The sequence below is a fragment of the Janthinobacterium sp. MP5059B genome, from assembly GCF_001758645.1.
In the GTDB taxonomy this organism is placed as follows: Bacteria; Pseudomonadota; Gammaproteobacteria; order Burkholderiales; family Burkholderiaceae_D; genus Janthinobacterium; species Janthinobacterium lividum.
In genome coordinates, this window is the sequence record NZ_LRHX01000002.1 from 80,134 (window position 1) to 100,103 (window position 19,970).

Genomic DNA, 19,970 nt, shown 5'->3' on the forward strand with positions numbered 1-19,970 from the left:
GGTTGTATATGACCAAACACCTGGCGTCCTCCACCGGCCTGACTCCCCAGGCCGGCGGCGACGCTTGCTACAACTTGCCGACAAACCGGTGTAGTCGTTTGCCGCGCATTCTTTACACTGCTGCTGTCTTGGCCGGTTCCAGCGCTTCCGCCTGGCCTTCTTCAAGCGCCATCCTGCGCTTGTAGCGGATCGACGACCACAGCGAGGCGAGAATGAAGGCCACCCCGATCAGACCCGTGAAGATCTCGGGAATGTGGAACTTCATGCTGACCAACATGATCACGGCCAGGATACCGATCGCATAGTGCGCACCGTGCTCCAGATAAACGAACTCGTCGAGCGTGCCCTTGCGGACCAGGAACACCGTCATCGAGCGCACGAACATCGCGCCAATCGCCAGGCCCAGCATGATGATCACGACATCCTTGGTGATGGCAAACGCGCCGATCACGCCGTCAAAGCTGAACGAAGCATCGAGCACTTCCAGGTACAGGAAGCCGCCAATACCGCCGCGCTTGACGATGTCGCCCACGTTGCCGTCGCCGTTATCGCCTTCCAGCAAGCCGCTGACCACATCGACGCCCACGTAGGTCAAGATACCCCACAGGCCGGCCGTCAGCACCACCAGTTTCTGGCCTTCTTCGATCATCGACAGGCTGGCCATCAGGGTGCCCAGCGCGATCATCACGGAAATCGAGGAGATCTTGCCCAGCGCGCCCAGTTTTTCTTCAATACGGCCCAGCCAGTGCGTTTCTTTTTCCGAGTCCAGCAGGAAGTTCAGGAACACCAGCAGCAGGAAGATGCCGCCAAAGGCCGCCACTTCCGCATGGTGATTCGTCAAGTGCATCGAGTACTGTTCAGGATTGCTCAGTGCCAGATTCCATACTTCCATCAAACCCAGGTCCGCCGCTTGCGCCACGATGACCAGCGGGAATACCAGACGCATGCCGAAGACGGCGATGATGATACCGACGCCCAGGAACAGGCCCTGCCAGAACTTGTCCCAATTCTTCAGCACCGAAGCATTGACCACCGCGTTGTCGAACGACAGCGAGACTTCCATCACGCCCAGGATCACCGCGATACCGAGCGCCGCCAGCATCGTCTGCACGCCACCGTGCGTGTAACCCCACCAGGCGGAAATGCCCAGACAGATAAATGTCACTAGAAATGACACTCTGAAATGTTTCATCGATAGTTCCCCTTTATCCAAATTCAATGGAACGTAGTATAAGGACGTGTGACACATTTAAAAATAGAAGATAATGGAAGCATTACTTCGCAAAAACAGAAGATAGGACCACACGATGAAAACCACGGGCTTCAATTACCGCCATTTGTACTTCTTTTGGGTGGTCGCCAAGGAAGGCGGCGTGACGCGCGCGGCCGAGCGGCTGGGACTGGCCGTGCAAACCATCAGCACGCAGCTGGCCTTGCTGGAAAAGGAACTGGGCAGATCCCTGCTGCAGCCGCAGGGACGACGCCTGGTGCCGACGGAAGCGGGCCGCCTGGCGCTCGGCTACGCGGACCAGATTTTCCTGCTGGGCGAACAGATGCAGGAAGCGCTTGCCGACACCGACGCGGAAAAGATGCGCCTGACGGTAGGCATTTCCGACTCGCTGCCGAAACTGATGGCGTATCGCATGCTCGACGCCACGCGCCGCCTGGACAAGCCCGTCAAGCTCGTGTGCCTGGAAGATGAATTCGAATCCCTGCTGGCCGACCTGGCCCTGCACAAGCTGGACCTGGTCTTGACGGACCGTGCCGTGCCGGCCGGCGCCAGCCTGCGCGTGTCCAGCCACTTGTGGGGCGAGAGCGCCATGAAGCTGTTCGCCATCCCCGCGCTGGCCGAGCGCTACCGCGAAGATTTCCCGCACCGCCTGAGCGGCGCCCCCTTCCTGCTGCCGGCGCGCAACAACGCCCTGCGCGGGCGCATCGACGAATGGATGGTGCAGCAAGGCGTGCGCCCCGATGTGGTCGGCGAATTCGAGGACAACGCCATGCTCAACGCGTTCGGCCGCAAGGGGCTGGGCCTGTTCTTCGCGTCCGCCAGCCTGGCCGCCGACATCGAGGAGCAATTTGGCGCCGTGCTGGTCGGCGACGCCTCGTCCCTGCGCGAGCAGTTTTACGTCATCTCGAACGAGCGCAAGATCATGCACCCGGCACTCGATGTCATTTTGGCAGCCGTGCCGAGCCGGCACTGATCAGTCGCCCAGGTCGGCAGCGATGGCCGCCAGCCAGGCCGCCTGGTCCGGCTCGCAACTGTCCACATTCGCCAGCTGGATCACGGACAGGCCCGCCTCGGGCACGCGCAGCAGCAAGGCCCGGAAACCCCACAGTCCGCCGTCATGGAACACCACCGTTCGTCCGCCATGCCCGATTTGCTCCAGCCCGTAGCGGTAGGACCAGCTCAGGCCATCGGGGCCCGGCGTTTCCGCCAGCTGCGCGCGCACCAGGCTGGACGGATCGCGGTACTGGCGCTGCCAGTCGCGCTCCCACAGGGCCAGGTCGTGCAGCGAGGCATACACGCCGCCGTCACCGACCGTATTCGCATTGCCCAGGTGCTGGCGATAACCGCCCGCCTGCGCGGGATCAACGCTATAGCTGCGCACGCGCTGGGGCATGACAGCTTGCCGGTCGACATCGAAGGCCGTGGCGTGCATGCCCAGCGGCGCGAACAGGCGTTCGCGCGCCTGCGCCGCCAGCGGCTGGCCGGCGAGCGCTTCCACCAGCTTGGCCAGCAAGATGTAATTGCAATTGCTGTAGGCATGCGCGCTACCGGGCGGAAATGTCAGATCCTCCATCCGCGCGATCAGGCGCAGCAGCAACGCATTGTCAAAATAATCGCTGTCGTGGCGGCCCAGCTGGCATGCCAGGTAGTCGAAATAATCGGGAATGCCGCTGGTGTGATTCAACAATTGACGCACCGTGATGGCGGCGCCGAACTGGCGCACTTCGGGCAGATGGGGCGCCACGTCGTCATCGAGGCCGATGGCGCCCTGGCGCACCAGGTCGAGCACGCAGGCGGCCGTGAATTGCTTCGATTCCGACGCCAGGTAATAGCGCGACTGCGCCGTCAGGGGCACGCCCAGTTCCAGGCACGCCAGGCCATGATGCAGTTCCAATAAGGTCTCGCCGTCGCGCTGGATCAGCGCGCTGAAACCGGGACCGTGCGCCGGCAGGCTGGCTTGCAAGGCAAGAAAGTGGCTGAGCAGATTTTTCATGGCGCGATCTTAGCATGCAGGCAAGATTACTTTTGCGCCATATTCATTAGCTAATCCGATAAATCCATTCGAAAATAACGTTTGAATAATCAATCAAAAGCGATTGTAATAAAGCCTGAGACAAACACGCGCCCGTCCCTCGCCGGCAGGGCGCGATCACCATAAAAACAGGAGCGGCACCATGTCCACGGCAGGCACGACGATCGATATTCCCGATCTCATCAATAACAACAAGATCGGCTCCTTCCAGATCGGCATGCTGATCCTGTGCGGGCTGTGCGTCATCATGGATGGCTTCGACGTGCAGGCCATGGGCTATGTGGCGCCCGCCATCATTGCCGACTGGCATGTGAGCAAGGCCAACCTGGGCCCCGTGTTCGGCGCGGGTCTCCTGGGCATGCTGGTGGGCTCGCTCGTCTTCAGCATCACGGCCGACAAGTTCGGCCGCCGTCCCGTGCTGATCGGCTCGACCATCTTCTTTTCGCTGTGCATGCTGGTCACGCCGCTGGCCACCACCATCGAGCAATTGCAGCTGATCCGTTTCATCACGGGCCTGGGCCTGGGCGCCGTGATGCCGAACGCCATGGCGCTGGCCGGCGAATACAGCCCCCTGCGCAAGAAAGTCACCCTGATGATGCTGGTCTCGTGCGGCTTTACCCTGGGCGCCGTGCTGGGCGGTTTATTGTCCGCCGCGCTGATTCCCGCCTTCGGCTGGCAATCCGTGTTTTACGTGGGCGGCGTAGTGCCGCTCGCCATCGGCGTGCTGATGTTCTTCCTGCTGCCGGAATCGATGCAATTCCTGGTGCTCAAGAAACGCAAGCTGGATAAAGTCGCCAAGTGGCTGAAACGCATCGACCCGACGGTCACCATCACGGCCGACACGCAATACCTCGTGCACGAGAAAGAGCACAAGGGTGCGCCCGTGCTGCAATTGTTTACGGGCGGCCGCGCAAAGATGACGATCCTGCTGTGGGTCATCAACTTCATGAACTTGCTCAACTTGTATTTCCTGTCCAACTGGTTGCCGACGATTGCCAAGGAAGCAGGCTTGTCCACGGCCAACGCCGTGCTGGCCGGCACGGCCCTGCAAGTGGGCGGCACCATCGGCACCCTGGTCATGGGCCAGCTGATCGACCGCTCCAGCTTCCGCCGCATCCTGCTGCCATGCTTCCTCGTCGCCGCCGTGGCGATTGCCCTGATCGGCCGTCCGGACGTCTCGCTCGCTTTCCTGTTCATCACGATCTTCATCGCCGGTTTTTGCGTGGTGGGCGGCCAGCCGGCCGTCAATGCCCTGGCGGCCAGCTACTATCCGACCACCCTGCGTTCGACGGGCATCGGCTGGAGCCTGGGCATCGGGCGCATCGGCTCCATCATCGGCCCCGTGCTCGGTGGCGAGCTGATCCGCCTGAACTGGCCCAACAGCACGATTTTCCTCGTCGTCGCCATTCCCGCCATCGTCTCGGCCGTCATGGTCTTTGCCATGCGCGGCGGGCCGCAAACGGCGGCCAAAGGCTGAACAAGCGTGAAAAACCTGCCGCGCCCGCCCGCCTGCACAGGCGGCGAGCGCGGCTAAATTAGGCTATGGCGCCCTTCGTCGTTTAAGATGTCGTTTTTACAGCCCATCTTCAGCGCCCCCATGCACAATGTCTTGCTAGTCCTGCTCGCCCTCTTCCTGGTCGCGCTGAACGGTTTTTTTGTTGCCGCCGAATTTGGCATCGTCACCTTGCGACGCACGCGCATCCGCGCCATCGCCAAGACACAGGGATTGCGGGGCCGCATCCTGGCCAAGGTGCATGGCCAGCTGGACGCCTACCTGTCCGCCTGCCAGCTGGGCATCACCCTCGCTTCTCTGGGCCTGGGCTGGGTCGGCGAACCGGCGTTTGCCGGCTTGCTCGAACCGCTGTTCGGCGCCATCGGCGTCACATCGCAAGAGCTGATCCACGGCGTGTCCTTCGTCGTCGCCTTCAGCGTGATTTCTTTCCTGCATATCGTCGTGGGCGAACTGGCGCCCAAATCGATGGCCATCCGCAACCCGGAAGCCGTCGGCCTGTGGAGCGCGATTCCCCTGTACGGTTTTTACTGGGCCATGTATCCGGCCATCTACCTGCTCAACGCCAGCGCCAACTGGGTGCTGCGCATGGCGGGCCTGTCCGGCAAGGGCGGCCACGACGCCCATTATTCGTCCGAAGAACTGAAACTGATCCTGCGCACCAGCCAGCCGGGCGAGAAATTCACGCGCGACGAGCGCAACATCCTGGCGCAATCGCTTGATTTCGAACAGATGACGGTGTCGGACCTGATGCGCCCGATCAATGAAGTGATCGCCCTGCACGCTTCAAACACCCTGGAAGAAAACCTCGACACGGTGCTGCGCAACCGCTTCAGCCGCTACCCGTATTTCGACATGAATGAAGACGACGTGCTGGGCGTGGTGCACTTGAAAGACCTGTTCTTTGCCCAGCAGGCAGGCAAACCGATCACCTCGCTCACGCCGTTTCTGCGTCCCGTCGACATCATTTCCGCGCGCACGCCGGCGCTGGAACTGTTCCGCCGCTTCCGCGACGGCGCGCCCCACTTCGCCCTGATCGGCGAAAAGGGCAAGCGCCCGCTGGGTTTCATCACCCTGGATAACTTGCTCGGCGCCATGGTCGGCGAAATCCGCGATGAATTCCGCCGCAATGAAAACGACTGGCTCAAGCAAAGCGACGGTACCCTGATCGGCAAGGCCAGCCTGCCCATCTTCTCGCTTGAACGCATCCTCGGCATCGATATCGAAAACGAGGAACTGGGGCTGGACGACGTGGAATCGGTGGGCGGCTTGATCATGGTCAAGCTGGGCGACATTCCGAAGCAGGGCCAGCGCATCACCTTTGTCGACTTCGACATCGTCGTCAAGAAGATGAACGGACCCCGCATCGTGCTGATCAAGGTGATTCCGAAGCAGGAACGGGACCTGGATGCGGACTTGCGCGATTAATCTTTTTTCAAGGTAATCGTATCTTTGCCCTGCGGCACGGTGGTCTCGCCCACCGTCCACGTTTGCAGCAAGCTGTACAGTACCGCCAGCAGGGTCGGCCCGATGAAAATGCCGACGAAGCCGAAGGCCAGCACGCCGCCCAGCACGCCGAGCAGCACCAGCAGGAAGGGCAGGCTGCTGCCGCGGCTGATCAGCATGGGCTTGACCACATTGTCCACGCCGCTGATCAGCAAACCGCCCCACACCAGCATGAAGATGCCCCAGCCCGTCTGGCCGTCATTGAACAGCCAGATGGCGGCGCCGCCCCAGATCAGGGGCGGGCCCACGGGAATCAGCGAAAAGATGAAGGTGGCCACGCCCAGCAGCGCCACGGCCGGCACGCCGGCGATCAGGAAACCCACCACGGCCACCAGGGCTTGCGCCAGCGCCGTGCCCAGCAAGCCGTACATGACGCCGCGCACGGTGCGGCTGATGGTCAGGCCCACGCCAGGCGCGCTGTCGCCGATGATGCGGCCGGCGCCCGTCATCAGGGCACGGCTCAGCTGCTGGCCGTCGCGGTAGAGGAAGAAGCTGACGAACACGGCCAGGCTGGTCTGCGCCAGGCCCGTGCCCAGCAGGATGCCGCCGGAAGCGAGGAAATGGCGCGCCGGTTCCAGCATCGTCTTGCCCAAGTTCAGTAATTCCTCGCGGTCGGCGAGCAGGCGCTCCACGTAGCCAGCGATGGTTTCGCCCACCACGGGAATGCTGGCCAGCCAGGCCGGCGGATGCAGGCCGCCCGACTCCAGCGCCGTGCGCAACTGTTCATAGATGCGCGACACATTGTCGGCCAGGTTGTAGGTGACAAGGGCCAGCGGCAGCACGATGACCAGGATCAAGGACAGGGTCATGATGGCGGCCGCCCAGTTGCGCCGGCCTTTCAGGCGTTCGAGCAGCAGCAGATACAGGGGCCAGCTGGAAATGCCCACGCAGGCGGCAAACAGCATGGCGGCGAGGAAGGGCCGCAAGACGAAAAAGCAGCCGATCAACAGGAAGATGATGGCTGCCAGGCGGGCGTGCGGCTCGAAACGTTTATCCATGTACTGCGTATCCTGAAGATGGCGCCCGGGAGCGCGATCAGGTCAGGATAGCAGAAGTTTAAGATCGTGCGCGATGGCGGCAGGCTTTTCGCCGTGGCGCACGAACAGGCGGATCTTGCCTTCGCGGTCGAAGACATAGGTGCCGGCCGTGTGGTCGACCGTGTAGCTCTCGTCCGTCTCGCCCTCGACCTTGGCGTAATACACCTTGAATTCCTTGGCTACCTTGGCCGTCGCGGCCGCATCGCCATATAGTCCCACGAAGCGCTTGTCGAAGGCCGGCACGTATTCGGCCAGCAAGGCTTGCGTGTCGCGCTCGGGGTCGACGGTGACGAACAGCACTTGCACCTGGTCCGCCTGCGGGCCCATTTCCTGCATCACCTGCGCCATGTCGGCCATGGTGGTAGGACACACGTCCGGGCATTGCGTGTAGCCGAAGAACATCAGCACCAGCTTGCCCTTGTAGTCGGCCAGGGTGCGCGGATGGCCCGTGTGGTCCGTCAGCGCGAACTCGCGCGCGTAGCCGAGGCCCGTCACGTCCGTGTTCTTGAAGGCCAGCTTCGGCGCGGCAGGCTTGCCGCAGCCGGCCAGGACGGCGACCAGCGCGGCCGCCAGCAACAGAGTCAGGTATTTTTTCATGTGCCGAGAGGAATGTAGTGGTCGATCAGCAAAGCCGCGAACAGCAAGGCCAGGTAGATGATGGAAAACGTAAAGGCCTTGCGCGCGATCAAATCCGTGTAGTGGCGGTACATCTTCCACGCGTAGTACAGGAAGCCGGCGTTCAGCACCACGGCCGAAGCCAGGTAGATCAGGCCGCTCATGCGCACGGCATACGGCAGCAAGGTGGTGGCGGCCAGCGCGATCGAGTACAGCCAGACGTGGAATTGCGTAAACTTCAAGCCGTGCGTGACGGGCAGCATGGGCAAGCCCGAGCGCGCGTAATCGTCGCGGCGGTACATGGCCAGGGCCCAGAAATGCGGCGGCGTCCAGACAAAGATGATCAGGACCAGCAACCACGCCTGCATCGGCACGTCGTTGGCGACGGCGGCCCAGCCCAGCGCGGGCGGCATGGCGCCGGACAGGCCGCCGATGACGATGTTTTGCGGCGTGGCGGGTTTCAGCACCATCGTATAGATCAGGGCGTAGCCGACAAAGGTGACAAAGGTCAGCCACATGGTCAGCGGATTGACGAGGTGATACAGGATCGCCATGCCCAGGCCGCCGATCACCAGCGCGAATACCACCGTCTGTTTCACCGTGATGTCGCCCATGGCCATCGGGCGGCGCGCCGTGCGGGCCATGCGCGCGTCGATCTCGCGCTCGGCCAGGCAATTGACGGCAAACGCGGCGCCGGCCAGCAGCCAGATGCCGATGGTGCCGAACACCACCGCGTGCCAGTCAGGCAACTCCTCGCTGGCCAGGAACATGCCGATGACGGCGCAAAACACGGCCAGTTGCGTCACGCGGGGCTTGGTCAGCGCCCAATACTGGGCGATGCGGGGGGATGGTTTACGGCTGATGGTCTGAGTAGTCATTTATGCGATACGGGAAGGACTGGCTGGTGCCGAGGGCACTGGCGCGGCGGCGGAAGCAGATTTCCGCGCTACATCGAGTTGGAATTTAGCCTTGTAGTTTAACATGGTCAGCAATAAGACGAGCAGCGCCGCCCCGCCGTTATGCATGACGGCAATCGACAATGGCCAGCTCAGGTAGATGGTCGCCAGGCCCGTGGCCGCCTGCAGTGCCAGCACCAGCGCCACCCAGCGGGCCGTGCCGCGCAAGGACGGCAGTTTCCACGCGCGAAACACCGTGTAGCCGATGCCAGCGAGCACGATGAAGGCGAAATTGCGGTGCACCCAGTGAATGGCCGTCAGCGCGGAAAACGGCAAATAATGGCCGGCGGCCGTCTTGCCCAGTTCGCGCCACAGATGAAAACCATGCTCGAAATCCATTTCCGGAATCACCTTGCCGCCGCACAGGGGGAAATCCGTGCAGGCCAGCGTGGCGTAGTTGGTGCTCACCCAGCCGCCCAGCGCGATCTGCACGGTCAACAGCACCAGCGAAAAGATGGCCAGCGCGCGCACGGGGCGCAGCACGGCAGCGTCCGCATCGGCGCGCTTGATTGGCGCCACGGCATGGTCCTGGCGTCCGCCCAGCCACGTCAGCATGGCCAGCAAGCCCATGCCCAGCAGCAAGTGGATGGTGACGATCACCGGTTGCAGCTTCAGGGTGACGGTCCAGGCACCGAACGCGCCCTGCAGGCAGACGAACAAAAACAGCGCCGTCGGCAGCGCGGGGGCGAATTCCTCGCGTTTGCTTTTCTTCCACTGGCGCCACGCCTGCACCATCATCGCCACGATCAGCACGCCGATGGCCATGGCCAGGTAGCGGTGCGTCATTTCGATCCATGCCTTGACCACCGTGACGGGCCCCGTCGGCATCAGGGTTTCCGCCGCCACGATGTGCTCGTGCGCGAGGAAAGGATTGGCCGAGCCATAGCAGCCTGGCCAGTCCGGGCAGCCCAGGCCGGAATCGGACAGGCGCGTAAAGCCGCCAAACATGATCAGGTCGACCGTCAGGAAGACGGCGATCCACACGAGCTTGCGGTATTTATTGGCGTCCGCGGACACCCAGACCATGGTCAGCGGCAGCAGCGCCACCAGCAGACCCGTCAAGCCCAGCTGGGCCAGCGCGGAGAGATGCATCGTCGGCATGCAGACTCCTCAACCGATCGCCGAAGCTTTGAGCAGCTTGGCGATGTCTTTCTTGATCTTGTTCGGGTCCGCGTCTTTCGGGAAGCGCATCATCAGATTGCCCAGCGGATCGATCAAATAAAAATGGTCGCTGGTCTTGCCGCCCGGCTCCACGGGCAGCCACGCTTTCAAGGCGTCGCTATTAACGCGCAGCATGCTGGTGCCATCGAATTCGCGCATCACGAGGGTGTCGAGCGGCTGGGCATCCGTCACCAGCCAGACCCGTTCCAGGCGTTCGCGTTCCTTGCCCTGCATGAGGCGCAGTTGTTGCATGTCAAACAATTGCTTCTTACATGCTTCCTGGCAATCGGATGGCCCCGTTTGCAGCAGCACCCACTTGCCCTTGAATTGCGCCAGCGGTGCCGCCTTGCCGTCCAGTTCCGCCACCTGCAATTGCGCTTCGGGAATCGGATGCAAGCGCGGGTCGATCAGGGCGCCGTAATTGTTGCGGCCCGTGGGCTTGATGATGTAATACGTGAAATACGAGGCGATGATGGGAAACGCGCACACGGCAACGACGGCCAGCAATTTCCACCGTCCCGTATTTTGTGCCTGTTTATTGCTGCTGTCTTGCGTTGTGTCAGGGCTGTTTGTTTGCACGTCGAAATCCTGTAAAGACAAAAAATAGAAAGGCCATCAGTGCCAGTGCATACCACTGGAATGCATAGCCGCGGTGCTTGTCGGCGCCCAGGTCGGGCGCCGGCCAGTCGCGCACGGGAAGCTGGCCGGATGCTGGCGCCGTCGCTGAAGGATCCACTGAATCAGCCGTTTGTTCGAGAATAAATGGCTGCAAGGCCAGGCCGCTCGCCTGGGCCAGCTGGGCGATATCGGCATTTTGCACGATGGCGTGCGGCGCCAGGGCCGGTGCCGTGCCCAGCTCCATCACATGGCCCGCATTCAGCCGCGCGATGCCGGAAATCGTCACCGTGCCGGCCGGCGTGGCGTAATCGGGAATGCGCGTGCGCTCGGCATTGTTGCGCGGCAACCAGCCCTGCGCCACCAGCACGTGCATGGCAGAACCGTCGATCTGGAATGGCGTGAGCACGTGAAAACCGGCCTGGCCCTTGTAGGGGCGGTTGTCCAGGTACACGGTCCAGGCGGGCACGAAATGGCCAGTGACGGTGATCCGGCGATATTCGATCGCTTGCGCATCGGCCGGCAGCATGGGCGCGGCCGTCAATGCCAGCGGTGCGGCCAGGTTGCCCGCCTCGAGCCGGGCGGCGCGGCCGACTTTCTCGTCGCCACGGCGCTGCTGCCATTGCGCCAAAGAACACCCCAGGGCCACCAGTAGCAGCATTACAATAAATGGAATCCATCTAAAATGGAAGCGGATACGCATTACAATGAAACCTCCTCAAGCCTGGCGCTACCATCCATGAAAATCCTCGTTGCCATTGCCTTCATCCTGATTCTGGGCAGCCTGGGCTCGGCCCTGTTCTTCCTCATGCGCGACAAGGGCAAGAGCAACCGCACCGTGCAAGCGCTGGCCCTGCGCGTGGGCTTGTCGATCACCCTGTTTTTGCTGATCCTGCTGGCGCACAAGCTCGGCTATATCCAGCCGACGGGCATACACTAAGCTTCTTGCCTGATTGGCAAATTCTTCAGACTAAGAAAAAAGCCGTACCCAGGATGTCCCGGTACGGCTTTTTTTATGGTGCCGGCGCGCCCCTCAACAACGCGCGCCCTGCCCCGCCATTATAACCAATACACGACCACGTACAGGCCCAGCCAGACGACGTCGACAAAGTGCCAGTACCAGGCGGCGCCTTCGAAGCCGAAGTGGTGCTCGGGCGTAAAGTGGCCTTTCAGCACGCGGTACAGGATGACGGACAGCATGATGGCGCCCAGAGTCACGTGGAAGCCGTGGAAACCCGTCAGCATGAAGAAGGTGGCGCCGTAGATGCCCGACGTCAATTTCAAGTTCAGTTCGCTGTAGGCGTGGATGTATTCATACACCTGGAAGCCCATGAAGATGGCGCCCAGCAAGATCGTGGCGAACAGGAACAGGGCCGTCATGCCGCGGTGGCCGGCGCGCAGCGCATGGTGCGAAATGGTCAGGGTCACGCCCGACAGCAGCAGCAAGGCCGTGTTGATGGTCGGAATCCAGAACGGCGTCATGGTGGTGAATTCCTGCACCGTGCCAGCCGGGCCCGTATTGCCCCAGTGGGCGGCGAAATCGGGCCAGATCACCTTGTGGTCAAGGTCGGCCAGCCACGGCATGGAGATGCTGCGCGCGTAGAACAGGGCGCCGAAGAAGGCGGCGAAGAACATGACTTCCGAAAAGATGAACCAGCTCATGCTCCAGCGGAAGGAGTGGTCGATGCGCTCGCTGTACAGGCCCTGTTCCGATTCGCTGATGGCGTCGCCGAACCAGAAATACAGCACCAGCAGGATGCCGGCCAGGCCCAGGTAATTCAGGTACGGGCCCCAGGAAACGTCGTTGACCCAGGCCGAGGCGCCGATCATGGTCAGCAGCAGGCTGGCGCCGCCCAGCATGGGCCAGCGCGACGGGCCGGGCACAAAATAATAAGGTACGGCGGCGTGGTTGGAACTCATCATCATCTCCTCAAAAACTTATAGGGTGGTTTTTTATAATTTATAAAACGACGAATTTGACAATCGAAATCAATATGCCGATCAGGCAAGCCACCACCAGGAAACCGGCGATGACGATGTGCACGGGGTTGAGCTTGGCCGAATCCGTGTCGAAATCGCTCTTGCGGCGCAGTCCCGTGAATGACCACACGACGGCCCGCAGCGAATACAGGAACGACGCTTTTTCAGGCTGCTTGGATTCGCCCATGCCACTCTCCTATTGGACGGCCGGCGTCTGAGCCTGGCTCAGACCGGCTATCTCGAAAAACGTGTACGACAGGGTGATGGTTTTCACCTCTTTCGGCAGGGCCGGATCGAGGAAGAACACCACCGGCATCTGCCGCGCTTCCTTCGGTTTCAAGGTCTGCTGCTTGAAGCAGAAGCACTCGACCTTCTTGAAATGCGGCGTGGCGCTCTGCGGCGCGTAGCTGGGGATGGCTTGCGCGTTGACGACGCGGTTTTGCGTGTTGACCACTTCATACATGACGGTCACCAGTTCGCCCGGATGCACCTGCATGCTCGACACCGTCGGGCGGAAGCGCCATGGCCCCTGCGCATTGCCGTCGAACTCGACGGTGATGCTGCGCGTCGTGTCGACCTGCGTATTGTTGTCGTAGGCCACCGTGCCATCTTTTTGCGTCAGCACGTTGATGCCCATCACTTCGCAAATCTGCTTGTAGACGGGAATCAGGGCATAGCCAAAGCCGAACATCAGCACGGCAATGACGAGCAGCTTGCCCAGCATCTTGCGGTTCAGGCCGCGTGTTTCCTGTTGGTCGGGCGTCGTCACGTCAGAGCCACATGCGCTTGACGAATACGGACAGGAAGAAGAAGGCCGCCAGGGCCCCCAGTATCAGCCCGGTACGCAGGTTGTTCGGTTTTTTACGTTCGGTCATGACAGGCACTTTATTCAAGACGGGCCGCGGAACACGCCGGCCCGGGATACCTTATTTCACTGTCGGCGGCGTTTCAAACGTGTGGAAAGGCGCCGGGCTCGGCACGGTCCATTCCAGGCCTTCCGCGCCTTCCCATGGTTTCGCTGGCGCAGCCTTGCCGCCGCGGATGGTCGGCAAGACCACGAAGAACAGGAAGTACACCTGCATCAGGCCAAAACCGAAGCCGCCGATCGAGGCGATCATGTTGAAGTCGGTGAACTGCGCCGGATAGTCGGCGTAGCGGCGCGGCATGCCGGCCAGGCCCAGGAAGTGCATCGGGAAGAAGGTCACGTTGAACGTGATCAGGGACAGCCAGAAGTGGATCTTGCCGCGCGTCTCGTTGTACATGTGGCCCGTCCATTTCGGCGACCAGTAGTAGAAGCCGGCGAACAGGGCAAACAGCGAACCGGCCACCAGCACGTAGTGGAAATGCGCCACCACATAATAGGTATCCTGCAGCTGGATGTCGATCGGCGTGACGGCCAGGATCAGGCCCGTGAAGCCACCCATGGTAAACACGAAGATGAAGCCGACCGAGAACAGCATCGGCGTTTCGAACGTCATGGAACCTTTCCACATCGTGGCGATCCAGTTGAACACTTTCACGCCCGTCGGCACGGCGATCAGCATGGTCGCGTACATGAAGAACAGCTGGCTGGTCACCGGCATGCCGGTGGTAAACATGTGGTGCGCCCAGACGATAAACGACAGAATCGCGATGGAAGCGGTAGCGTAGACCATCGATGCGTAGCCGAACAGGGGCTTGCGGGCAAACGCGGGCAGGATCTGCGAGACGATGCCGAAAGCCGGCAGAATCATGATGTAGACCTCGGGATGGCCGAAGAACCAGAAGATGTGCTGGTACATGACGGGGTCGCCGCCGCCTGCCGCGTTAAAGAAGGAGGTGCCGAAATGGCGGTCCGTCAGGGTCATGGTGATGGCGCCGGCCAGCACGGGCATGACGGCGATCAACAGATAGGCGGTAATCAGCCAGGTCCAGCAGAACATCGGCATTTTCATCAGGGTCATGCCCGGTGCGCGCATGTTCAGGATGGTGACGATGATGTTGATCGAACCCATGATGGACGAGGCGCCCATCAGGTGCATGGCAAAAATGGCCATGTCCATGCCGGGGCCCATCTGCGTCGACAGCGGCGCATACAGGGTCCAGCCGGCAGCCGTGGCGCCGCCCGGCACGAGGAAGGACGTGGCCAGCAGGATGGCGGCCGGCGGCAGCAGCCAGAACGAGAAGTTGTTCATGCGGGCAAAGGCCATGTCGGACGCGCCCACTTGCAGCGGGATCATCCAGTTGGCGTAGCCGACGAAGGCCGGCATGATGGCGCCAAACACCATCACCAGGCCGTGCATGGTGGTCAGTTGATTGAAAAATTCCGGGTGAAAGAATTGCAAGCCTGGGTGAAACAGTTCCGTCCTGATCATCAGGGCCAGCACGCCGCCCGACAGCAGCATGATGAACGAGAACCACAGGTACAAAGTACCGATATCCTTGTGGTTGGTGGCAAACAGCCAGCGGCGGTAGCCAGTGGGATGATCGTGGGCATGGTCGTGATCGTGACCGGCGTGGTCCAAGGTGCTAGTGCTCGTGCTAGTACTCATATGCGACTCCTAATTACTTGCGTGCAGCCACGATTTCGGCTGGTTGAACGATGTTCTCTTCGGCCTTGTTCGACCAGGTATTGCGCGTGTAAGTGATCACTGCGGCAATTTCCGTGTCGGACAGCTGTTTCCAGGCTGGCATTTCCGCCGGATACTTGCCGCTCTTTTGCCCGTTCAGCAAGACATGGATCTGTTCCGCTTTCGGACCGTTCACCACGGCCGAGCCGTCCAGCGGCGCAAATGCACCTGGCACGCCCTTGCCTGTCGCCTGGTGGCAGACCACGCAGTTGGCCGCATACACTTTCTCGCCCTTGACCTTCAACTCGTCGATGGTCCACACCTTGCTTGGATCATCAGCCAATGCCGCCATTTCCTTTTGTTTTACATCAACCCAGGCCTTGTAGTCATCGGCCGAGACGACCTTGACGACGATGGGCATGAATGCATGTTCCTTGCCGCACAGCTCGGCGCAATTGCCGCGGAAGGTGCCGATATGGTCGGCCTTGAACCAGGTGTCGCGCACGAAGCCGGGAATCGCATCCTGCTTGACGCCGAAGGCGGGCACGGACCAGGCGTGGATGACGTCGTTGGCCGTCAGCACCACGCGGATCTTCTTGTTGACCGGCACGACAACTTCGTTATCGACCTCGATCAGGTAGTTTTCGCCCCGCTTTTCCGTCGGCGGCACGCCTGGCGCGCCTACTTGCGAGCGCGGCGTGGCCAGGTTGGAGAGGAAGGAAATGCCTTCGCCCTCGCCTTTCAGGTAGTCATAGCCCCATTTCCACTGCATCCCGGTGGCCTTGATGGTGATGTCGGCGTTCGAAGTGTCCTTCATGCCGACGACGGTGCGCGTGGCAGGCAGGGCCATGCCGATGACGATCAGGAAAGGCACGACGGTCCAGGCGATCTCGACGGTGGTGCTTTCGTGGAAAGTGGCCGGCTTGTGGCCCAGGGACTTGCGGTGCTTGAAGATGGAATAAAACATGACGCCGAACACGGCTACGAAGATCACCAGGCAGATGATCATCATCAGGGTGTGCAAATCGTAGATTTCATGGGCGATCTGTGTCGCCGGCGGTTGCAGATTCATTTCGAACGGCACGGGACCGCCGGTGCCGGGATAGGTGCCGGCAGCCGGTGCCGCCGTGGCCCATCGCCCGATGCCAAACGCTGTCAAAGACAGCCCGAGCAGCAACGATTGAAGTCGCTTTGCATGTGTCATGTTTTCCCCAACCACCCAAAAATAATGATATTTTAAACGGCTGCGGACTTCTCCGTACTGGACCGCTGCCGCTCCTCCATGAAAGCAACACGGCCAGAATACGGCCATGTGCGTCAAGCACCAGCGAATTCCATGCTGGCTGCCGCAGCAAAAACGGCGGCGCGCAACCATGCTGGAACCCTGTTTTTCTTCCCCACACTGAAATGGCCTTGTGTGGAAGATGGTTACTATACTAATGCAGTAACTTCGAATTAGTCTTGCTTTGTTTTTTTTATTTTGTATGCAGCCCTTGTTTTTTCTACTTAGCAAGCTGACAAACAATCAACGATTATAATCAAGTAAACTTGAATCCATCAAGCAATAATCGGCTTTGTGCGCGCCCTTCTCCTGGCCGCCGCGCGCTTTGCAACGCTTGCTGCTGCATCCATGCGCGAATGCGACCAAGTGTCGGTTTCTTTAGCCTTTTATTTGGGCTTTCTCGGCAAATCAAAGCGGATGATCGCCTCGCCATTGCGCGTCACGCGCGGCGCGGGACGGAAGGCGTGGCCATAGATCACCTCGAAACTCAGGCCCAGCTTGCCGTCGGGACGGCGCATCTTTTCCAGCGCGGCCAGCATGCGCTGCCAGGCCGCCTTGCCCATCAGGCCGCGCCGGCGCGTGGTCAGCGGATTGCCGCCGAAGGCGCGCACGTCCGCCAGCAGTTTTTCCGCCGTATCGTAGGTAACGGTGATGATCTCCATGTCCAGCACGGGCGTGGAAAAACCCGTCTCGACCAGCATGTCGCCAAAGTCGTGCATGTCGACAAAGGGCAAGGCGTGCGGATATAAATCGGCCTCGGCAAAGGCGTCGCGCACTTCGCGGAAGGTGTCGGGACCGAAACAGGAAAACATCAGCAAGCCATCGAGGCGCAGCGCGCGCCGCCATTCGGCAAACACGCGGTCGGGCTGGGCATGCCAGTGCAGCGCCAGGTTGGACCACACGAGGTCGATGCTGCCCTGCGCCAGCGGCAAGTCGCCGAGGTCGCCGCACAGCAGATCCACGCCCGCCTTGGCCGGCAGCAGTTTGCTGAGGAACTGGTTCAGGCTGGCCAGTTTCGACGCGGGCGCGCGCGCCGCCTGCATCATCGCTTGCGCTGCATCGAGACCGATAATCTGCGCGGCGGGATAATCCTTTTGCAACTGCGCCAGGTCCGCACCGGGGCCGCAGCCGGCGTCGAGCACACGGTGCGGCGTGATTTTCACCAGCTCCAGGCGCTCGTGCATGCGTGCCGACACTTCGCGGCGCAGGAAGTCCGACGGCGCGATGCGCGCCGGACGGGAAAAGAAATCGCGTACTTGCACCGCATCGATGGGCGCACTCATTTTGGGCGGACTGGTGGGAACTGGCATGTTGAATCGGGTGAGGTGAGATAATGTCGGCAGTGTACATGGAACGACGCCATCGCGATGCGGACCGCCACCCAGCATCGCCTTGATGCCGCATGGCAGGCGCTGCGGCTGTGGCTGGGCGCCACCTTGCTGCCGGCCCAGTGCGCGCTGTGCGGCATCGGCTGCCCGGAGGTACTGTGCCCGCCCTGCCGCGCACAGTACCTGGGACTGCTGCGGCACCGCTGCCGCCAGTGCGCCAATCCGCTCGACGATGTGGCAACGCTCTGCGGACGCTGTTTGCGCCAGCGGCCCGCGTATGACGCCACCGTCACGGCGTTTGATTATGCGGCGCCCGTCGACCAGTTGCTGCTGCAGTTGAAATTCGGCGCGCGCCTGGCGCTGGCGCCCCTGTTGGCAGAATTGCTGCATGTTGCCATTCAGCAACAACCAGATTGGGAGGCGCCGCAGTTGCTGTGCCCGGTGCCGCTGGGCCCGGCCCGACTGGCCGAACGGGGCTTTAACCAGGCGCTGGAAATTGCCCGCCCGCTGGCGCGCCTGCTGCACGTGCATTTACAGCCCCGCCTGGCGCTGCGGGTGCGCGAAACCCGGGCGCAAAGCGGCGTGGCGCCGCAGGAACGGCAAGCCAACCTGGCGCACGCGTTCGCCATCGCGCCGGAACACGCGCCATTATTGCAAGGATGCCATGTGGGCATCGTCGACGACGTGATGAGCAGCGGCCACACCGTCAACGCGCTGGCCGCCGCCTGCAAGAGCGAAGGCGCGGCCAGGGTCAGCATACTGGTGGTGGCGCGCACACCGCCGCATTGAATTCGCTATATATTAGATACAGACAGACCCAAGGAGAGCATTTTGTTTCACGTTGTTTTGGTAGAACCTGAAATCCCGCCCAATACGGGCAACGTCATCCGCCTGTGCGCGAACACGGGCGCGCAGCTGCACCTGGTCGAACCGCTGGGCTTTCCGCTCGACGATGCCAAGATGAAACGCGCCGGCCTCGATTACCACGATTACGCCAAGATGAAGGTGCACAAGAACTGGGCAGCGTTCCTGGCCGACACCCAGCCCGACCCGGCCCGTATGTTCGCCATGACGACGCGCGGCTCGCGCCCGTTCGGCGACGTGGCCTTCCTGCCGGGCGACGTGTTCGTGTTTGGTTCCGAGACGAAAGGCCTCGATCCGGCCCTGCGCGACGGCTTTCCTGCAGAGCAACGCATCCGCCTGCCGATGCGCCCGGACAACCGCAGCTTGAATCTGTCGAATACGGTGGCCGTCGTCGTTTACGAAGCCTGGCGCCAGCATGGGTACCAGGGCGGCGCGTAGGTCGGATTATGCCCAAGGGGCCGTAATCCGACAACATTGTTGGCGTTAGTGGTGTTGTCGGACTACGCGGGGCTTTACCCCGCTAATCCGACCTACGCGTTTGCATACGGCAATCAGCGCAGCGCCAGCTGCGCGTCAACGCCCGTATCCACATCCAGCATCACCAGCTGCGTGCGCAGGTCGCGCGTGGCGGCCAGCTTGCCGTTCACGTACAGATTCGTCTTGACGCCATACACGCCCTGCGACACGCCGGCCGGCAAGGTCAGCTCGAACGAGTTTTCAAAGCGCCCGCCCGACTTGTTGTTGCTGGCCAGGGCTTTCGAGCCGGACTTGAATGGCTGGCCTTGCGGGTCGAGCACCACCAGCTCTTCGCGCACGTCGTTGACGCTTTGCGCGCTGCCGTTGACCAGCTCCACCACCGAATTAACCTTGAACGGCTGGCCGCGCTTGACGGTCGATGCGCTCAGCTGCGGCGTGTACGACACCACTTGCGGTTCGCGCGGCAGCGCGCCGCGTGTGCGGATGTAGTCGCGGTCCGCCTGCGCCGCCGTCTTGGTCTGGCGCGAATTGACATTGATGGCCAGGCAACCGGCCGCCGCCAGGCCGCCGCCGATGGCCGCGCCCTTCAGCGCGCTATTCTTGCCGCCCGCCAGCGCGCCCAGCAGCGCTCCCACGGCCGCGCCGGCAGCCGCCGTCGCGCCCATGCTGCACGGGTCCTCATCCGTGACCGCCTGGCTTCCACCTTGCGGATAGGAACTGTCCTGGCGCACGCCGTTCGGGTTCATCGGCGCCGTGGCGCAACCGGCCAGCATGGCCGCAATGGTCAGCGCAGCGGCTGCGCGCAAGGTGGTGTGGTTCAGCATGGT

At 61.8% G+C, this 19,970-nt stretch carries 22 protein-coding genes; 6 read left to right on the forward strand and 16 right to left on the reverse strand.

The features are described from left to right. Window positions 1-112 precede the first annotated feature (112 nt). A complete protein-coding gene (locus JAB1_RS01015; protein ID WP_070278187.1) occupies window positions 113-1,192 on the reverse strand; it encodes a DUF475 domain-containing protein in 1,080 nt (359 codons plus the stop codon). Window positions 1,193-1,307: 115 nt separating this feature from the next. On the opposite strand from JAB1_RS01015, the gene nhaR reads away from it, so the two are divergent. Continuing rightward, entirely contained in the window at window positions 1,308-2,204 is an 897-nt protein-coding gene (gene nhaR, locus JAB1_RS01020) for a transcriptional activator NhaR (RefSeq protein WP_070278189.1), read from the forward strand. On the opposite strand, the gene JAB1_RS01025 is transcribed toward nhaR, so the two are convergent. Next, window positions 2,205-3,224: a serine hydrolase domain-containing protein gene (locus tag JAB1_RS01025; RefSeq protein ID WP_070278190.1), complete on the reverse strand. Its 1,020-nt coding sequence runs from the start codon at window positions 3,222-3,224 to the stop codon at window positions 2,205-2,207. It abuts the gene before it with no gap. A 181-nt stretch (window positions 3,225-3,405) separates the two neighbouring features. On the opposite strand from JAB1_RS01025, the gene JAB1_RS01030 reads away from it, so the two are divergent. Together JAB1_RS01030 and JAB1_RS01035 are read left to right on the forward strand one after the other, a co-directional pair. Next, a complete protein-coding gene (locus JAB1_RS01030; RefSeq protein ID WP_034784889.1) occupies window positions 3,406-4,740 on the forward strand; it encodes an MFS transporter in 1,335 nt (444 codons plus the stop codon). 120 nt (window positions 4,741-4,860) lie between these two features. Further along, complete coding sequence (locus JAB1_RS01035) at window positions 4,861-6,201, forward strand: hemolysin family protein (RefSeq protein WP_034785374.1); 1,341 nt, start codon at window positions 4,861-4,863, stop codon at window positions 6,199-6,201. On the opposite strand, the gene JAB1_RS01040 is transcribed toward JAB1_RS01035, so the two are convergent. Genes JAB1_RS01040 through JAB1_RS01065 form a run of 6 tightly spaced genes read right to left on the reverse strand, consistent with a single transcriptional unit; the run spans window position 6,198 to window position 11,366 of the window. Next, complete coding sequence (locus JAB1_RS01040) at window positions 6,198-7,277, reverse strand: AI-2E family transporter (protein ID WP_070278192.1); 1,080 nt, start codon at window positions 7,275-7,277, stop codon at window positions 6,198-6,200. The two genes, JAB1_RS01035 and JAB1_RS01040, sit on opposite strands and share 4 nt — an antisense overlap. 42 nt (window positions 7,278-7,319) lie before the next feature. Further along, entirely contained in the window at window positions 7,320-7,913 is a 594-nt protein-coding gene (locus JAB1_RS01045) for an SCO family protein (RefSeq protein WP_034784885.1), read from the reverse strand. Further along, window positions 7,910-8,809 carry a heme o synthase gene (cyoE, locus tag JAB1_RS01050; protein WP_034784883.1) on the reverse strand — a complete coding sequence of 300 codons (900 nt, stop codon included), beginning with the start codon at window positions 8,807-8,809 and terminating at the stop codon, window positions 7,910-7,912. The genes JAB1_RS01045 and cyoE overlap by 4 nt, the downstream gene beginning before the upstream one ends. After that, on the reverse strand, window positions 8,810-9,979 hold the full coding sequence (locus tag JAB1_RS01055; RefSeq protein ID WP_034785373.1) for a COX15/CtaA family protein: 1,170 nt from the start codon (window positions 9,977-9,979) through the stop codon (window positions 8,810-8,812). Between the two features lie 18 nt (window positions 9,980-9,997). Next, window positions 9,998-10,627, reverse strand: coding sequence for a cytochrome c oxidase subunit I (locus JAB1_RS01060; RefSeq protein ID WP_034784881.1), 630 nt, complete (start codon window positions 10,625-10,627; stop codon window positions 9,998-10,000). Continuing rightward, on the reverse strand, window positions 10,608-11,366 hold the full coding sequence (locus JAB1_RS01065; RefSeq protein ID WP_070278194.1) for an SURF1 family protein: 759 nt from the start codon (window positions 11,364-11,366) through the stop codon (window positions 10,608-10,610). The genes JAB1_RS01060 and JAB1_RS01065 overlap by 20 nt, the downstream gene beginning before the upstream one ends. A gap of 36 nt (window positions 11,367-11,402) precedes the next feature. Between JAB1_RS01065 and JAB1_RS01070 the strand changes: the two genes are divergently transcribed. After that, on the forward strand, window positions 11,403-11,603 hold the full coding sequence (locus JAB1_RS01070) for a twin transmembrane helix small protein (RefSeq protein ID WP_034748996.1): 201 nt from the start codon (window positions 11,403-11,405) through the stop codon (window positions 11,601-11,603). A 119-nt stretch (window positions 11,604-11,722) separates the two neighbouring features. Here the strand turns inward: JAB1_RS01070 and JAB1_RS01075 are convergent, their stop codons facing one another. From JAB1_RS01075 to JAB1_RS01100, 7 genes are all read right to left on the reverse strand, one after another. Further along, entirely contained in the window at window positions 11,723-12,583 is an 861-nt protein-coding gene (locus JAB1_RS01075; RefSeq protein WP_034784877.1) for a cytochrome c oxidase subunit 3, read from the reverse strand. A 40-nt stretch (window positions 12,584-12,623) separates the two neighbouring features. Beyond that, window positions 12,624-12,830 (reverse strand): DUF2970 domain-containing protein, encoded by a 207-nt coding sequence (locus JAB1_RS01080; RefSeq protein ID WP_034749002.1) that lies wholly within the window; start codon window positions 12,828-12,830, stop codon window positions 12,624-12,626. A gap of 9 nt (window positions 12,831-12,839) precedes the next feature. Next, the gene (locus JAB1_RS01085) at window positions 12,840-13,412 is read right to left on the reverse strand and encodes a cytochrome c oxidase assembly protein (protein ID WP_034784875.1); all 573 of its coding nucleotides are present in this window, start codon (window positions 13,410-13,412) and stop codon (window positions 12,840-12,842) included. 1 nt (window position 13,413) lies between these two features. Then, window positions 13,414-13,518 (reverse strand): cytochrome oxidase small assembly protein, encoded by a 105-nt coding sequence (locus JAB1_RS30070; RefSeq protein ID WP_211551746.1) that lies wholly within the window; start codon window positions 13,516-13,518, stop codon window positions 13,414-13,416. Window positions 13,519-13,569: 51 nt separating this feature from the next. Beyond that, window positions 13,570-15,174: a cytochrome c oxidase subunit I gene (gene ctaD, locus JAB1_RS01090; RefSeq protein ID WP_034784874.1), complete on the reverse strand. Its 1,605-nt coding sequence runs from the start codon at window positions 15,172-15,174 to the stop codon at window positions 13,570-13,572. A 13-nt stretch (window positions 15,175-15,187) separates the two neighbouring features. Continuing rightward, window positions 15,188-16,396: a cytochrome c oxidase subunit II gene (gene coxB / locus JAB1_RS01095; protein WP_034784872.1), complete on the reverse strand. Its 1,209-nt coding sequence runs from the start codon at window positions 16,394-16,396 to the stop codon at window positions 15,188-15,190. Window positions 16,397-16,860: 464 nt separating this feature from the next. Next, a complete protein-coding gene (locus JAB1_RS01100) occupies window positions 16,861-17,757 on the reverse strand; it encodes a methyltransferase domain-containing protein (protein WP_052140371.1) in 897 nt (298 codons plus the stop codon). An 84-nt stretch (window positions 17,758-17,841) separates the two neighbouring features. Here JAB1_RS01100 and JAB1_RS01105 point away from each other — a divergent pair, with 84 nt between their 5' ends. Then, on the forward strand, window positions 17,842-18,591 hold the full coding sequence (locus tag JAB1_RS01105) for a ComF family protein (protein ID WP_070258797.1): 750 nt from the start codon (window positions 17,842-17,844) through the stop codon (window positions 18,589-18,591). A gap of 42 nt (window positions 18,592-18,633) precedes the next feature. After that, on the forward strand, window positions 18,634-19,104 hold the full coding sequence (gene trmL / locus JAB1_RS01110; RefSeq protein ID WP_034784868.1) for a tRNA (uridine(34)/cytosine(34)/5-carboxymethylaminomethyluridine(34)-2'-O)-methyltransferase TrmL: 471 nt from the start codon (window positions 18,634-18,636) through the stop codon (window positions 19,102-19,104). Between the two features lie 113 nt (window positions 19,105-19,217). Here trmL and JAB1_RS01115 read toward each other — a convergent pair whose 3' ends face one another. After that, window positions 19,218-19,967, reverse strand: coding sequence for a hypothetical protein (locus tag JAB1_RS01115; protein WP_070278196.1), 750 nt, complete (start codon window positions 19,965-19,967; stop codon window positions 19,218-19,220). Between the last annotated feature and the right edge of the window lie 3 nt (window positions 19,968-19,970).

Coding starts and splice junctions, on each gene's coding strand:
- JAB1_RS30070 (WP_211551746.1), bottom strand. CDS start 13,518: ATGACCGAACGTAAAAAACCGAACAACCTGCGTACCGGGCTGATACTG.
- JAB1_RS01055 (WP_034785373.1), bottom strand. CDS start 9,979: ATGCATCTCTCCGCGCTGGCCCAGCTGGGCTTGACGGGTCTGCTGGTG.
- JAB1_RS01115 (WP_070278196.1), bottom strand. CDS start 19,967: ATGCTGAACCACACCACCTTGCGCGCAGCCGCTGCGCTGACCATTGCG.
- JAB1_RS01080 (WP_034749002.1), bottom strand. CDS start 12,830: ATGGGCGAATCCAAGCAGCCTGAAAAAGCGTCGTTCCTGTATTCGCTG.
- coxB (WP_034784872.1), bottom strand. CDS start 16,396: ATGACACATGCAAAGCGACTTCAATCGTTGCTGCTCGGGCTGTCTTTG.
- JAB1_RS01105 (WP_070258797.1), top strand. CDS start 17,842: ATGCGGACCGCCACCCAGCATCGCCTTGATGCCGCATGGCAGGCGCTG.
- ctaD (WP_034784874.1), bottom strand. CDS start 15,174: ATGAGTACTAGCACGAGCACTAGCACCTTGGACCACGCCGGTCACGAT.
- JAB1_RS01030 (WP_034784889.1), top strand. CDS start 3,406: ATGTCCACGGCAGGCACGACGATCGATATTCCCGATCTCATCAATAAC.
- cyoE (WP_034784883.1), bottom strand. CDS start 8,809: ATGACTACTCAGACCATCAGCCGTAAACCATCCCCCCGCATCGCCCAG.
- JAB1_RS01045 (WP_034784885.1), bottom strand. CDS start 7,913: ATGAAAAAATACCTGACTCTGTTGCTGGCGGCCGCGCTGGTCGCCGTC.
- JAB1_RS01025 (WP_070278190.1), bottom strand. CDS start 3,224: ATGAAAAATCTGCTCAGCCACTTTCTTGCCTTGCAAGCCAGCCTGCCG.
- JAB1_RS01065 (WP_070278194.1), bottom strand. CDS start 11,366: ATGCGTATCCGCTTCCATTTTAGATGGATTCCATTTATTGTAATGCTG.
- JAB1_RS01040 (WP_070278192.1), bottom strand. CDS start 7,277: ATGGATAAACGTTTCGAGCCGCACGCCCGCCTGGCAGCCATCATCTTC.
- JAB1_RS01015 (WP_070278187.1), bottom strand. CDS start 1,192: ATGAAACATTTCAGAGTGTCATTTCTAGTGACATTTATCTGTCTGGGC.
- nhaR (WP_070278189.1), top strand. CDS start 1,308: ATGAAAACCACGGGCTTCAATTACCGCCATTTGTACTTCTTTTGGGTG.
- JAB1_RS01070 (WP_034748996.1), top strand. CDS start 11,403: ATGAAAATCCTCGTTGCCATTGCCTTCATCCTGATTCTGGGCAGCCTG.
- JAB1_RS01100 (WP_052140371.1), bottom strand. CDS start 17,757: ATGAGTGCGCCCATCGATGCGGTGCAAGTACGCGATTTCTTTTCCCGT.
- JAB1_RS01035 (WP_034785374.1), top strand. CDS start 4,861: ATGCACAATGTCTTGCTAGTCCTGCTCGCCCTCTTCCTGGTCGCGCTG.
- JAB1_RS01075 (WP_034784877.1), bottom strand. CDS start 12,583: ATGAGTTCCAACCACGCCGCCGTACCTTATTATTTTGTGCCCGGCCCG.